Origin of the sequence: Pseudomonas sp. SWRI92 (genome assembly GCF_014268685.1) — a bacterium.
Lineage (GTDB): Bacteria > Pseudomonadota > Gammaproteobacteria > Pseudomonadales > Pseudomonadaceae > Aquipseudomonas > Aquipseudomonas marvdashtae.
The window spans coordinates 59,764-73,659 of the sequence record NZ_JABWQY010000013.1; the positions used below are offsets into that span (position 1 = coordinate 59,764).

Annotated in this window: 14 protein-coding genes; 3 read left to right on the plus strand and 11 right to left on the minus strand. The window is 58.0% G+C overall.

The genetic code is table 11. The features are described from left to right. Positions 1 to 79: 79 nt before the first annotated feature. Positions 80 to 4,231, minus strand: coding sequence for a DUF6543 domain-containing protein (locus HU762_RS19240; protein WP_346656874.1), 4,152 nt, complete (start codon positions 4,229 to 4,231; stop codon positions 80 to 82). A gap of 460 nt (positions 4,232 to 4,691) precedes the next feature. Here HU762_RS19240 and HU762_RS19245 point away from each other — a divergent pair, with 460 nt between their 5' ends. Then, complete coding sequence (locus tag HU762_RS19245) at positions 4,692 to 5,213, plus strand: PAAR domain-containing protein (protein ID WP_186639691.1); 522 nt, start codon at positions 4,692 to 4,694, stop codon at positions 5,211 to 5,213. 89 nt (positions 5,214 to 5,302) lie between these two features. On the opposite strand, the gene HU762_RS26920 is transcribed toward HU762_RS19245, so the two are convergent. Beyond that, entirely contained in the window at positions 5,303 to 5,437 is a 135-nt protein-coding gene (locus HU762_RS26920; RefSeq protein WP_264082746.1) for a hypothetical protein, read from the minus strand. Between the two features lie 3 nt (positions 5,438 to 5,440). After that, positions 5,441 to 5,767: a DUF6124 family protein gene (locus tag HU762_RS19250; protein ID WP_186639693.1), complete on the minus strand. Its 327-nt coding sequence runs from the start codon at positions 5,765 to 5,767 to the stop codon at positions 5,441 to 5,443. 402 nt (positions 5,768 to 6,169) lie between these two features. Between HU762_RS19250 and HU762_RS19255 the strand changes: the two genes are divergently transcribed. Next, positions 6,170 to 6,769: a helix-turn-helix transcriptional regulator gene (locus HU762_RS19255; RefSeq protein ID WP_186639695.1), complete on the plus strand. Its 600-nt coding sequence runs from the start codon at positions 6,170 to 6,172 to the stop codon at positions 6,767 to 6,769. Continuing rightward, entirely contained in the window at positions 6,759 to 7,637 is an 879-nt protein-coding gene (locus HU762_RS19260; protein ID WP_186639697.1) for a queuosine precursor transporter, read from the plus strand. The genes HU762_RS19255 and HU762_RS19260 overlap by 11 nt, the downstream gene beginning before the upstream one ends. Positions 7,638 to 7,691: 54 nt before the next feature. On the opposite strand, the gene queC is transcribed toward HU762_RS19260, so the two are convergent. The 8 genes from queC to HU762_RS19300 all read right to left on the minus strand — a co-directional run bounded on the left by queC (position 7,692) and on the right by HU762_RS19300 (position 13,890). Continuing rightward, the gene (gene queC, locus HU762_RS19265) at positions 7,692 to 8,387 is read right to left on the minus strand and encodes a 7-cyano-7-deazaguanine synthase QueC (protein WP_186639832.1); all 696 of its coding nucleotides are present in this window, start codon (positions 8,385 to 8,387) and stop codon (positions 7,692 to 7,694) included. A gap of 210 nt (positions 8,388 to 8,597) precedes the next feature. After that, positions 8,598 to 9,044 (minus strand): hypothetical protein, encoded by a 447-nt coding sequence (locus HU762_RS19270; protein ID WP_003197008.1) that lies wholly within the window; start codon positions 9,042 to 9,044, stop codon positions 8,598 to 8,600. Positions 9,045 to 9,074: 30 nt separating this feature from the next. Beyond that, positions 9,075 to 10,301: a beta-ketoacyl-ACP synthase gene (locus tag HU762_RS19275; RefSeq protein WP_186639699.1), complete on the minus strand. Its 1,227-nt coding sequence runs from the start codon at positions 10,299 to 10,301 to the stop codon at positions 9,075 to 9,077. Continuing rightward, positions 10,301 to 11,029 carry a 3-oxoacyl-ACP reductase FabG gene (gene fabG / locus HU762_RS19280; RefSeq protein WP_186639701.1) on the minus strand — a complete coding sequence of 243 codons (729 nt, stop codon included), beginning with the start codon at positions 11,027 to 11,029 and terminating at the stop codon, positions 10,301 to 10,303. The genes HU762_RS19275 and fabG overlap by 1 nt, the downstream gene beginning before the upstream one ends. Further along, positions 11,026 to 11,493: a hotdog family protein gene (locus tag HU762_RS19285; protein ID WP_186639703.1), complete on the minus strand. Its 468-nt coding sequence runs from the start codon at positions 11,491 to 11,493 to the stop codon at positions 11,026 to 11,028. Before HU762_RS19285 ends, fabG begins: the two co-directional genes overlap by 4 nt. Continuing rightward, a complete protein-coding gene (locus HU762_RS19290) occupies positions 11,490 to 12,686 on the minus strand; it encodes a beta-ketoacyl-[acyl-carrier-protein] synthase family protein (RefSeq protein ID WP_186639705.1) in 1,197 nt (398 codons plus the stop codon). Before HU762_RS19290 ends, HU762_RS19285 begins: the two co-directional genes overlap by 4 nt. After that, positions 12,683 to 13,165, minus strand: a complete 483-nt coding sequence (locus HU762_RS19295) for a DUF3261 domain-containing protein (RefSeq protein WP_186639707.1) — start codon at positions 13,163 to 13,165, stop codon at positions 12,683 to 12,685. Before HU762_RS19295 ends, HU762_RS19290 begins: the two co-directional genes overlap by 4 nt. Further along, entirely contained in the window at positions 13,162 to 13,890 is a 729-nt protein-coding gene (locus tag HU762_RS19300; RefSeq protein ID WP_186639709.1) for a class I SAM-dependent methyltransferase, read from the minus strand. The genes HU762_RS19295 and HU762_RS19300 overlap by 4 nt, the downstream gene beginning before the upstream one ends. Positions 13,891 to 13,896: the final 6 nt, after the last annotated feature.

Consider the following 13,896-nt stretch of genomic DNA (forward strand, 5'->3'; position numbering starts at 1 on the left):
TCTTGAGTCGTGCTGATTAAGAAGGGCGCCCCAAAGGCGCCCTTCTTCGTTCATGACGCTGTGGGGGCTTCTCTTTCAGTCATCCCCCCCAGACCGTCGCAGGCTTGTTGACGTGATAGTCATAAAACCCCTGCAGCGTCCAGGTATCGCCCTGGCGTTCAAACGCGGCGCGCCATGCACCTCGGCCGCTGCCGGGGGACAACTGGGCCATGTCGTACCAGTAATATTGATTGATTTTTTTAGTGGTCACCCTGCCCGCACGAATGTTATCCATGATTTCCATTGTTTTTGCCCTGGCTGTTTCGGGGAAGTTGGCGTATGACATTTGTGTTTCAGCCAGTGGGCTGGTGTCTACCTCAAACTTGTCCCGTGCGAGGGTTGGCTCGGGTAAAACAGGGGAGGGAGGCGCGGGCTGTGTGCCGGTCACTTTATTTGTCCGTGCCTGGGTGACGATTTCGATGTCGAAGGGTTCGTAGTACGAAAGTGTGTTTGTAAACTTATTGATATCCTCTCCGGTGACCAAGGTCATGGATCGCTGTGTCTGGCCCTTGTTGGCAATGAAGTAAGGAATCCGATGGTTCCTTATTTCTGTCAACAGCCCCGGTTTGTGCCGGCGTATCTTCTCTTGCCTGAGGGCTTCAACCAACTCGTTGTGGTATTCGACCGAGGCGATGTATGTTCGCCTGGCAGCCACTGTTTCCGGTGCATTTCCAGGGAACAGTTTCAATGCCTTGGCATTCATGGTGGTTTCTGCCGCCTCGATCATTTCCCGGGTTTCCCTCGCTATTTTTTCTATGGCTGTTTTCTTTTTCCCTTGATTGGCGGTATACGCCATGAATACGGCGCCGGTGACGTTATCGGTGATGACCGCTGTATTGACGTGAATCCGGTCGTCGCTAAAGAACTCTTTTTTATTTGTCAGGACCGTGTCGTAGATTTTTATTTTCTGCGGATCCGTGAGGTGTACGCCTGATACATTTGTCTCGATGTCTTTACTGCTGAGGAGGACGACGCTCCAAGTGTTCATCTTGTCCAGCAGGTTGTTATGCGCCGTTTGATGGGGCGCCAAACTGGTGGGGTCTTGCGTCAGGTCATATATCCGTGAGCGATAAGCTTCTATATCGGGCACGCCTGTCTCCGCCATGCTTTCGCGAAGGATGCGTTCGGCCAGTTCATCGGGCATCGAGTTGAAGATACGCTTTGCGGTGTTGACTGTATCGCCGTAGCGATAGCGATTCTTGACCAGCACCCCTTCCACCAATGCATTGATCGTTTTCTGCCGTGGGGTTTCCGCGGTCCAGCCGAGCAGGCTGTGTACAGGTCCACCGCCGAGCAACCGTAACGGCTCTTCAATTTTCCATTGGCCATTTTGCCAAGTCACTGTCCGTTGGTGCGTGCGGTTGTTTGGCGCATAGATGATCCTTTCGCCCGCCTGCACCTGTGTCTTGTAGTAACCCTCGCCCAGCTTCAAATAATCCTGCCCGCTTGCGTCGCTGTAGCGGCTGCGCCCCTCGGGCACCAATCCCTTGCCGTCAAATCCTTTGAGAACGAACGGTTCCAGGTCTGGGTCCGGCATGCGAGGCAGGGCCGATAGCGCCGGGCGTGCCTGACCTCGATGGCGGCCGGCGCGTGCCATGATCAAGTCCTGCCCTGCCTCGGCCAGGACGTCCCCCAGCCCGCCGATGAAATCGTGGGTCCACTGATGGAGGCTGCCGCCCTCGGAGTCTATCGCGGACACTGCGGCGCCCGCGGCCATGGTCGGCAGGATCGCACGCCCCAATAGGCCGCCCAGCCGACCTGCCGGGAACATTGACATCGCGCCCGTCAGCAGCATGACCGCGCTGCGGCGTCCTTCTTGGGCGGAGGCGCTGTCGCGCTCGGCATTGGTCACCGTCAACATGTCCACCGTCTTGATCCCATGGGTGATTTGCGTCTCATGCAACGCCTTGAACACATCCCCCTCTACCACGGGCGAAGAGATTGTCTTCGCGAAATCATCCTGTGCCCTGTCCTTGGCCCTGGCGAAGACCGACTGTGTGACTTGCTTGATCTTTTCATCGAGCGTCAGCTCTTCGGAGGCCACCACCAGGCTGGCAAGTTGCTCGGCCTGTTCGAGCAGCGGCAAGTGTGAAATGAGCCAGCGGGTCATCTGCGACGTAGCGGTGAGTGTTTGCGCCAAGGTTAATTCCAATGCCCGGGCGCTTGCCGCATCCACGTCCCTGAACGTCTTGCCATCGGGCGCGCCTGGCGTGTACAGCGTCAACGAGGGGCGGCTCGCCGTCATCTTCACCCCAAACGCCAGCAATTCCTTCAGCACGCTGTCGCCCCATTGCAGTTGGCGGACCACTACCTCGTGCCCATTGACCTTACCGCGCACTGCCGCCGTCGGACCGTCCAGCGCGGCCAGCACCAACTTCAAGCCGGTATTGTCCCGGTCTTGCCTCAAGTCGCCCGAAATATGAGCCGCCCACACTTGGGCGCGCATCTGTTGCGCTTTCAGCGCCATCCACTGTGCCTGGCGCTCTCGGGCTACACGTTGCAGCTCGGCCGGAAGCAGGGCGCCAATGTTCGCCCTTTCAATGACTTCCACAATCTGTGCGAAGCTCAGCGGCCCTTCCACGGTTGGGTGAGGGGCATTGCGTTCGTCCCGGGTCAGGTTGGACATCGCCCACTGCGTCAGGGAACGACAGTCATCGACGATCCTCATCACGCTGCCTTGCGAGACCCCGGAGCCAAACGGCGAGCCCCCCGTTGGAGCGTGGGGATCGACCACGGTTTTCCTGATGCTCAGGGACACGTCCTCAGGGTCGACCGGTGGGTATTTCGCCTTGATGACGTCGGCGAGCAACTGGCGGGTCCGGTCCTCAAGGGCCTCCGGAGTGGCCAGCGTTACCGGGTCCGGTGGCAGGGGCAGGTCGGTCAGGGTTTTGTGCACGGCCTGCGTCGCCGTCCACCACGCCAGGCGATCGCTGGCGGTGACGTGCGAGTTGCCGTGCAGCCAGGCATGGAGTCTCTTCAGATTCAGCCGCAGCTCGCGCTCGTCCATGGCGCTCGCCAGATCCAGCTCGTGGCCGATGTCTGCCGCCACGTCGATCCTGTTCATCCAGGCGGTGATTTCTTCCGACACTGCCGGACCTTCCAGCACGGCGTTGCACACGGCGGCTTTCTGCGCTGCCCGCAGTTCCGTGACCAGGCGAATGAGGAAGTGCTCGGTGACGGGCTCGGCATTGACTTCATCCCCAGTGTTGCCGTCTTGCGTCAGGTCGGTCTTGAGCGCCTGCAATGTTTCGTACATTTGCAACGGCTGGCCCGGGCGGTACAGCACGGCAGCCCCCGGATCGCTGGCGTTGTCATGTCGCGACAAGGCCACGGCCCCGGACACCGGAACGCTGAAGCTCCACCGGCGGGGTGTAATTGCCAGGCTGAACACCCCGGGTCGAACCCGCTCCGCCAACTTTGCGCGAGACGCCGCGTCCGGTGCCGACAGCGCATAATCGGTCAGCGCTTTGTGCATCGGCGGGCTCAGTGTCGTGTCCAGCCGATGAAGGTCGGCCTGGGCCTTGAGTTGTCCGGCGAGTTCATCCACCAGCCAGTCGCCGACGTTACGCGCCTGGCTGAAGCTGGCCGGGTTGTTCCAGAACTCATCCAATGCACGGGTGAGCAGTCGTTCATAAAGCGCCGGCGTGGTGTTGATCAGCCGCTTGATTTCCGTTTTTACGGCGCGCTCGTTCAGGGCGACGGGCGCTACGGTAGCGTTGTCACGGTGGGTGACAATCTCGATGTCGTCCAGGTCATGGAAGAACGCGCTTGGATCGATCCTGCCGGCGACGGCTTGTAGTAAAAGCGTCTCGAGAAAGAGGATGTCCGCCACCGTCTTACGGATTGCCGGGCCATCGGCTGTGCGCTGCGCAGGCGGGATCGTCTCTTCTCGCAGCGTGCGCACGGACAGCTCGTGCACCGTCACGCTGTCCGCCAAGGCAGGGAAGGTTTTCCTGAACCAATAATCCAGGTGTTGCCTCATCACATTGGAAGGCCGTGGGATGGCGTCGTTCAGGCGGATCATGTCTTGCTGCGAAGCCTTGAGCTGGCCGACCAGCGTGGCATCCGGCAGCACGGCGCTGTCAGCCAGCGGTGGGTCGTCGGGTCCGGCGGAAGGGACCGAACCGTCAGTATCGGGGGTGCCCACGAAAGGCGGTAAGTCGTAAGAAGCTGTTAACGGGTTGTGTTCCACTGCTTTCTTCCTGGAAGAATGTTGGCAGCACAACCTATTCAAGAAAAGTTTGGGTGGGTGGTATATAGGTACCGCACTCAGGGGGGAGGAGGTAGGGTAAGACGAATCAAGGAATGCCGGTGAGGTGGGCGCACGCTTGTCATTTTTCTCTTGTGAGGAACACCAGGATCGCCGCGCGGGTAGCCTGCGTTTGCTCTTCCAGCAAGCGGCAAAGAGTGCCGATTCGATCGGTATCAACAAGACGGGGGCGGATGAAAAGTTGCGTCACGGACCCTTCGGCTGTAGGAAAACGCGCATTTCTAGTTACGACACTTCCGATTCGTAGCGCAGACCACTCCGCAGGGGTTGCGACTCGCCCACGCTGCAACGTCTTATTCACCATTCCGAAGCCGCCGGCTCAGCGCTCCTTCCCCCAGTGGCAAGGGAAGCAGCCTGAAGCCCATGAATGAGGTCCCTGGAAATGCACTCATCTTTGGATGCCCCCTACACCAACGAAATCTCCCATGAATCTCTTCTCCATCTGGATGACTTGTACTTGGAGCAGCCCCGGCAACTAGAGGGTTACGGCGAAGAAGTCGCGGCATTCATGAGTCGACAAAAAGCCTTCGTCGAAGCTCATCCGCCAATCGCCATCTACCGAGTGGCCACCGAGGGAAGCCAGACGCGCAATGGCGGAACGATCCAGCAAGTGTCATCGTCGTTGACGTTCACCTTGGACAATGGCTGGAAAGTACGCGCCGCGCAGAAAGGCGACCAGGTGGTGTATGCCGATGGCAGCACGGCACGGATCATCACCGGCGCCGGGAAAAACAATAGCGACATTGCACTGGTCGGCAGCCGCCTGAGCAATGGCGACAAGATCATCAATACGCTTCAGAAACGTTTCATGATCATCGTGCGTGAAGGCGTGCCGATGGCGGAGGATTTTTTGCCTGCTCTTCAACTGGCGGAGGTTCATTACCTGCACTCGCAAAGACTGTAATCAAATGAGGCCGGATAGGCGAATGCAGAAGAAGCCATGAGTTTTAAGAGAGAAATCTTGAAGGGCGCCGCAAGGCGCCTTTTCTTCTGTCAGGTTGCGACTTGCGCCTGCAAGCGTCGACCGACGACATCCAGCAAATCGCAGCCCTCATGCAAAGAGATCACCGGCAAGCGAGCCAATTCACTGTAGGCACCCTCTTCGAACACCAGGTTTTCGGGGTTCAAGAGTTAACGTTGATTGTTTAACGAAGCGTCCGGCGTGCCTACGGGGGGCTCCAGGTTCTCCAAAGCACGATTGACCAGCAGCTCGCCAAGCTCTGTCAGTTGTTGAAGGGCCATTGCCATGCTGCGGTTTGCGCCTTGCAGCTCGCCGGCGAGGTCGGTGGACATGACGTTCAGGGAGGCGAGGGTTTCGCTGGCGTGGCAGAGCAGGGATTGGGTATCGATGTTGGGGAGGACAGTAAAGACTCGACTAATGCATTCTGGGTGTTCTTGATGTGTGTCGACGGTAGAAACATCCTGTGATTCCGTGGCGTTTGGGATGACCTTTTGCATTCTGAAGCTCCTTGCTCGGTTATGAACTCGCCAATATCAAGCGATCCGCCTCATGAGGTGGTGGCTAGGCCTGATTTATTACCAGAAAATTTTGCTGGATTAATCATATTTCTGAACATCTATGTAAATAAATGCTTCCGATGTTAGTTGGATCGGTGTGATTGTTTGGGTGTTGCGTAATTGTCTGTAAGAATTTTCATCTTTGTTTGTAGGGTTATATCCGTGATTTGTGATTTTGTGACGAAGATGTAGCAGTGGTTGCAATTCACCAATTATCGACTATTTGACTGTATTGTTTTTTCTCATGATCGGGGTGTGTAGGATGCAGCCTGGCGAAAGCCACCGGCTCGGACTCGCCTAGGCGCGTGGTCGAGGGTGGTTTTAAGGAAAGGGTGGGTGTGTATGTATAAGAAAGATAGAACAGAACAACTAAAAAATAACATCAAGTATCTTATCAGGAGTCGAGGTGAAACACGGCTGTCATTGTGCAGTGCCAGTGGTCTGACTCGAACGACTATTTATAATATCCTTGAAGGTAGGGTTGTTAATGTCCAGCAGTCGACTATTCAAAAGATATCCGATTTTTTCGGGGTGTCTTATAAGGAAATAGAAACGGTGGACCTGGAAGGGCGGGAGGTCATAGAAAGCAGCGCTTCGTTATATGGAAATATGAATCCGGCGGCGGTTCCTATTATAAGAGAGAGTCAATTGGTCGACAGCCTGGGCAAAAGAATTGGTGAGCTGGTGGTGGCCAATCCGTTGACCTACTACTTTGGCGCGGCCAGCAATTTGATTGGCGTCCTTCTGGAGAAGGATATTAGCGGCGTGTATGACCGGGGAGACTTATTAGTGGTGAGGAAAGGTGGAGCGAGTAATTCAGGGGAAAAACTCGTCTACAGCAGGGCGACTAAAAAATTATTTGTTGTTAGTGAGCCTGGTTTTGATTCTGATGTGGCTTTGGTAATAGGTGAAGTGGTGGAGGAGCGATTCAATGGCCAATAGTGTGGAGATTGAGAATGATAAATACAAGCTCTTGGGTTTTGAGAGAAACAAAAAGCTTGCGATCATTATGGTGATGACGACCGGGAAGGTGATAAAAGTAAAGCTAAACGAGTTGGTGGGAAGTGAGATTGTAGATAATTTGAATAAGGTTGAAATTAAGGATATTTACAGGAAGTTTTATTCTGGCGGTAGCGCGGTGACTGCTTATGAAGTCAGCGATCGTCATGAGCGGTCTTGGATGGCCTATGTGGTGCTGAACTTAATGCTGTTCGGGCTCTATATCTTCACCAATGTTGCTGCGGCGAAGCTGGTCCATATAGAACTGTTTGATATTGTTGTGACTCCAGGGCTTTTTTTATATCCGTTGACATTTCTCATCGTGGATCTGCTTAATGAGTTCTATGGGCTTAGGCTTGCAAGGAAGGCGATATTGCTTGCTTTTGTAAGTAATGCTTTTATCCTTGCGCTACTGAGTTTTACCAATTGGCTTCCCGGGTTGACGGGTTGGAAGTTGGATGCGCATTATGGGGAAGTTGTTACTCATGTGTCAGCTGCATTAATAGCGTCTTCGGTTTCTTTTCTGTTTTCGGAGTACGTTAACTCTTATTTGTTGAGCAAGATAAAGAGGCTTACAAATTCTAGGTTTTTATTTCTGAGAGTGTTTGTCAGTACTTTTTTTGCGGTTATTCTCGATAGTTTTATTTTCTGTTTTATCGCCTTTTATGGAAAGATGGGAAACGCTGAGCTGTTGAGTATAATATATGTGCAGATAGCAATAAAAATTTGCTTCGCTCTATTCAATATCCTCCCCGCTTATGGGGCGAGGTCATTGTTCAAGCGTTATATCACTAACGTCCAACCTGCTTGAAATGGGCGGGATGGGTAATCTCCGATAACCCATCCCCTTCGAGCTGCCCTATACCTACAGCGCCAGTTTCTCTTTCAGGCGGGTCATGGTTCCTACCTTGTTTTCGAGAAACTGTTCCAAACCCCTGGCACGCAGATGGCAGGCATCACATTCCCTGCAGCCACTTCCTTGTATGCCGTTGTAGCAGGACAGGGTGTGGTGCCTGATCACTTCCAGTTGTTGATGATGATCGGCCAGCGCCCAGGTTTCTGCCTTGTCGAGCCACATGAGCGGCGTCTCAATGCGCAGTTTGTAATCCATGCCTGTTTCGATGGCATTGTTCAGGAGCCTGACGAACTGATCGCGACAGTCCGGGTAGCCTGAGAAGTCGGTTTCGCAGACACCGGTGATGACAGTTTCGGCGCCCACTTGATAGGCGTAAATCGAAGCCAAGGTTAAAAACAGGATGTTGCGCCCTGGGACAAAGGTGCTGGGTACACCGTGGGCGGCATTGCTGACATTCGGGACTGGGATGTTGTCCCGGGTCAAGCTGCTGACGGCCAGTTCATTCAGCAGCGAGGTGTCCAATACCTTATGGGCCGCGACGCCAAATTTTTTGCAAAGCTGTCGCGCCACTTCGATTTCTGCACGATGGCGCTGGCCGTAATCGAAGGTGATGCAGTGTATTTCGTCATACATCGGTAAGGCATGAATCAGGCAGGTGGTTGAGTCTTGACCGCCGCTGAAGACGATCACTGCTTTCTTGGGCATTTCCTTCATCCCTAAAATTCCGGCTTATGGTTGGGAAGGCGACCCTAGCGCGAAATTCAAGCTCTTTGGTGTGGGAAATATCGGAAATACGGTGGTTCGTTTTCTGAGTTTGCCTGCGATTGGAAAACTGTTTCAGGCAACGCACCCGTAAAAAAGGGCTGCTGCGCAGCCCAGCGGGAGCAAGCTCCCTCGCCACGGGGAATGCGAGGTCTATTGCACCTTCGCCAAATCCCCTTTCAACGCAACGCCCGCCATGATCGCGCCCGCGTGGCATTCATAGGTAGTCGGGTCCTTGCGTTCGTTGCTCTTGTAGAAGCTGACGATGTTGGTGACGGCGTTGGCGCCGGCATTCTTGGCGGCCTGGTGCAGGCTGATCAGCGCCGATTGCAGCACCCATTCGCAAGCCACTTCATCAGACTTGTTGAACGCGTTGGTTTTCTTGTTGGTGACCGCGCCAGGGCTGACCACGGTGACGTTGCCGGCCGGTTTGTTGCCGGCCAGGTAGAACTTCACGCTGCCGTCGATCTTGCCGGTGCGGATGGCTTCGGCGACGACTTTGTCGAACGGCAGGAACAGCGCGGTATCACGGGCCTGGCTGAGGCTTGGCAGGGTGCTGAGCAACAGGGCGGCGGTTACGGCGATTTTCTTCAACGACATAATGGTCTCCTTGACCAGAGCTAACGAGAATCAGTGCCAGCGGCGGAAGATCAGCGAAGTGTTGACCCCGCCAAAGGCAAAATTATTGTTCATCACGTATTCATTGCTCAACGAGCGGAACTCATTGCGCAGGTAATCGAGTTTGCCGCATTCGGGGTCGACTTCATCGAGGTTGAAGGTGTGCACGTACAGGTCGCGGTTCATCATCTCGATGCTGAACCAGGACTCCAGCGCGCCGCACGCGCCCAAGGTATGGCCGAGAAAGCTTTTCTGCGAACTGATGGGCATGTGTTCGCCAAACAGGCTGCTGGTGGCCAGGGTCTCGGCAATATCGCCCTGCTCGGTGGCGGTGCCGTGGCCGTTGACGTAGCCGATCGCGGACGGTTCGAGGCCGGCGTCTTCCAGGGCCAGCTCCATGGCGCGGCGCATGGTGCTCAATTCGGGGCGGGTGGCGTGTTGGCCGTCGGCGTTGCTGCCGAAACCGACGATTTCAGCATGGATCCGTGCGCCGCGGGCCAAGGCGTGCTCAAGGTCTTCAAGTACCAGCATGCCGGCGCCTTCACCAATCACGAGTCCGTCGCGGCCCTTGTCGTAGGGGCGTGGGCTGGTTTGCGGTGCGTCGTTTTTCAGGCTGGTGGCGTAGAGCGCATCGAACACCATTGCTTCGGTCGGGCACAGTTCCTCCGCGCCGCCGGCGAGCATCAACGGCAGGCGACCGAACTTGATCGCTTCATAGGCGTAGCCAATACCATGGCTGCCACTGGTGCAAGCGCTGGACGTGGGGATCAGCCGTCCGGTCAGCCCGAAGAAGATGCTGATATTGGCCGCCGTGGTGTGGGGCATCATGCGCACATAGGAGTTGGCGTTCAGCCCTTCGGCGACGCTGTTGAGCAGCATGTTGCCGAATGCCTTGATCTCGTCGGTGCTGCCGGTCGACGAACCGCAGGACACGCCCATGCGCCCATCCTTGATCGACGGATCGCCCAGCAGCCCGGCGTCGGCCAGGGCCTGCTCCGCCGAGCCCACGGCCAAGCGCGAAACCCGGCCCATGCTGCGCAGTTGCTTGCGGGTCCAGTGAGCGGGCACCTGATAGTCATCGATAGGTCCGGCCAGCCGGGTGTTCAGCTCGGTGAAGCGGTCCCACTCATGCATGCGCCGGATGCCGCTGCGGTTGGCGGCGAAGTTGGCGGCGATGGTGTCCCAGTCGCTGCCAATCGAGGTGATGCCGGACATGCCGGTGACGACAACGCGCTTCATCAGCACAAGCCTCCGTTGACGGCGAGGACTTGCCGGGTGATGTAGGCCGCTTCGGCGGACATCAGGAAGTTCACCGCGCCAGCCACTTCTTCCGGGGTGCCCATGCGCTGGGCGGGGATCATTTTCATCAATTCTTCCACGGGTACGTTTTCATCAAGCATGGCGGTGTCGATCAAGCCCGGCGCGACGCAGTTGACGGTGATCTTGCGCTTGCCCAGCTCGATTGCCAACGCCTTGGCCGCGCCGATCAACCCGGCCTTCGACGCGCTGTAGTTGACCTGGCCGCGATTGCCGATCAGCCCGGAAACCGAGGTGATGCAGACGATTCGTCCAGCGGCGCGACGACGGATCATCGGCATCATCACTGGGTGCAGCACGTTGTAGAAACCGTCGAGGTTGGTGCGCATCACCACATCCCAGTCGTCCTCGCTCAGGGCCGGGAAGGCGCCATCGCGGGTCAGGCCGGCGTTGAGCACCACGCCGTAATAGGCGCCGTGGGTTTCGACGTCGGCCTCAAGGATGGCCTTGCATGCGGCGCGATCGGACACGTCGAATTGCAGCACCCGGGCATTTCGACCCAGGGCCAATATCTGCGCCAGGACGGCTTCGGCCTCGGCGCGACCGCTGCGGCAGTGCAATACAATGTCATGCCCGGCCTGGGCCAGGCGCAAGGCGATGGCGCGGCCGATGCCACGGCTGGAGCCGGTGACCAGTATGGATTCAGTCATGGCTGGGTTCCTGTTGCGGACGGTTCGTTGAGGTACTGGGCGGCATGGGGCGGACGGAACACATTCAGGCGCGCGGTAGCGTGGATGCCGGGTGCGCGAATATGGCATTCGAACACACCCATGCCGTTGTCGTCTTCCAGGGAGCGCAGGCCGTGGATGGCCAGTTCTGTGCCGAGGGGGAAACACTCGACGTTGCATTCGAATTTGCGCGTACCGAGCAGGAAGCCCAGTTCCACGGAACCGCCCCGTCGGCGTGCGTGGCAACCGGCAAACGCCGCCACGCTCTGGGCCATCAATTCAATGCCGACCCAAGCCGGCAGCGCACCGTCTTCACGGTTGAACAAACCGTCGGGCTTGACGGTGGCAAGTGCGTGGATCTGCTCGTCATCGAAGGACAGGATCCGGTCGATGAGGATCATGTCGCCTGCGTGAGGCAGCAATTCGGCGAGCGGCCAGTCAATCATTGGGCGTTTCCGATAATAAGGCTGACGTTGTTGCCGCCGAAGGCAAATGAATTGCTCATCAGGCGACGGGGTGTTGTCGGGTTCAGGCGGGCGCGGGTGTCGGTCCATTGCAGTGCCGGCAGGTCGGGATCGGCTTGGCCGTCCCAGACATGCGGCGGCAGTGCCTGGTCGGGGTTTTGTGAGCTCAGGGTCAACCAGCAGAACGCCGCTTCCAGCGCTCCGGCCGCGCCGAGGGTGTGGCCGGTCATGGGTTTGGTCGACGAGCAGGGTACGCCGGCTGGGAACAGCCCGGCCACCGCGTGGCTTTCCATCGCGTCGTTATGTTGCGTGGCGGTGCCGTGCAGGTTCAGATAATCGATCTGGCTGGCGTCCAGGCCCGCGCAGCGCAGGGCTTTTTCCATGGCCTGGCGGGCGCCGCGGCCACTGGGTTCGGGTGCGGAAATGTGGTGCGCGTCGGAACTGGCGCCGTCACCGAGCAGGGCGATCGAATGCTCATCGCCTGGCGCCTTGCTCATGAGAAACAGCACCGCCGCCTCGCCGATGTTGATACCGCTGCGGTTCACCGAAAACGGGTTGCAGCGTTCGCTGGAGACCGCTTCCAGTGCCGAGAAACCGTTGAGCGTCAGCTTGCACAAACTGTCCACGCCGCCGCACAGCACCGCATCGCACAGGCCAAGGTCCAACAGGCGACGAGCGCTCATCAAGGCTCGCGCGCTGGAGGTGCAGGCAGTAGAGATCACATAGGACGGACCGCTCAGGCCAAGCCAGTCGGAGAGGAAATTGGCCGGCGCGCTGAGTTCCTGCTGTTGGTAGTCGTACCCATCGGGGAACCGCTGCTCGCGCAGATAGTGGGCGATGCCCTGGCTGGCTTCATCGATGCCCGATGTGCTGGTGCCCAGGACGATGCCGATGCGGGCGCGGCCATAGGTACTGATCGCCTGGTCGATCTCGGGGCGAATCTGCATTCCGGCTTCGAGCAACAGTTGATTGTTACGGCTGCGTTGTGCCACCAAGCATTGCGGGATGGAGGCCAGTTCGCCCGTCACCGAAGCCACCGGCAACGTCCGCTCAGGCACCCAGCCGGCTTCGACACGCAGGCCCGAGCAATCGCCGGCAAACAGGTTGCGCGCGACGCTTTGCTTGTCTCGGCCCAGGGCGCAGATCACCCCGAGGGCGTTCAAATAGGCGGTCATGGGGCGTTCTCGGTCAACGGTGTGATGCGGTAATGCGGGCCTTCAGGCAGGCTCAGTTCGAAGTCCAGCGGTTGCTCGTAACGCACCTGCCAACGTGTGTCGAGGGTCCGCTGGGTGCTCCGCTGCCGAGCGGTGGGGTAGTTGCCGGCCAGCTCCGCTTCGGGCGTCAGGGCGAACAGCAGCGCGGCGAACAGCTCCCGGGCTTCGGCATTCGGTGGTAGCAAACCGTCGGCCTGCCACTGGCTATCGACCAGGCGCTGGCGGGCCAGGGGGATGCCCAGCGGGTCCATCATCGACCAACGGATCCCGCTGTTTTCGCGCTGGATCACCAGTAACCAATCCTGGCGTTGGCCGGCCAGTTGCCGTTCGATGTGCAATTGCAGCGGCAGCGCCAGGGTCGGCGTACGTTCCGGCAGCGGCGCGTGGCTGGCGCAGGCACTGAGCAGCAGCAGACAACCGATCAACAGGCCACGGATCATCGGGCGTCTCCTTCGAGCGGCTTGCGGGCGACCACGTTGACCAGGGTTTCCTCCCGTTCGCCAAACGGCTTGGGCCGGCGCAAGCCCAAGCGTTCCAGCAGGCCGAAATCCTTGGCTCGGCTCCACCACAAGTACGGGTAGGAGACGTTGTGGTCTTCGAACTGGAACCCTTGATTGCGAATCATCGCCAGGTACTGCGCGGCGCTTTTCTGCACGTGCATCGGGTGGCGGAACAGCCAGCGGATCACCCAGGTGTCGATGTAGGCCTCGGTGGATTCGGCGAACATCAGGTAGCCGCCAGGCTTGAGCACGCGGTAAAACTCGGCAAGGGCCTTTTCCTGCTCGACCAAATGATGAAACGTCTGGTGGCAGAACAGCAGGTCCACGCTTGCGTCAGGCACCGCCAACGTCGCGCAGTCGCTGCCGATCAGCTCCACGGCCATGCCCTGGCGGGAAGCTTCTGCGGTGCTCAACGCCAGGCTGTGCGGGTCGGCGTCGACGCCAATCAGTTGTTGTGGTGCGAATACTTGGCGCAGGTATTGAAACGACTTGCCCTGGCCACATCCGGCGTCCAATAACACCGGGTTGGAGGGCGGCAAAGTGCTGAACAGACCGCGCAGATCGTTGATCGCCACGCGCAACACATGGTGCTGCCAGGTGTGGCTGCGCAAGAACCAGAAACCGAAGCGGGTTTCTTCGACGTAGTTGTCGCTCAGGTAGCTCATGACGGC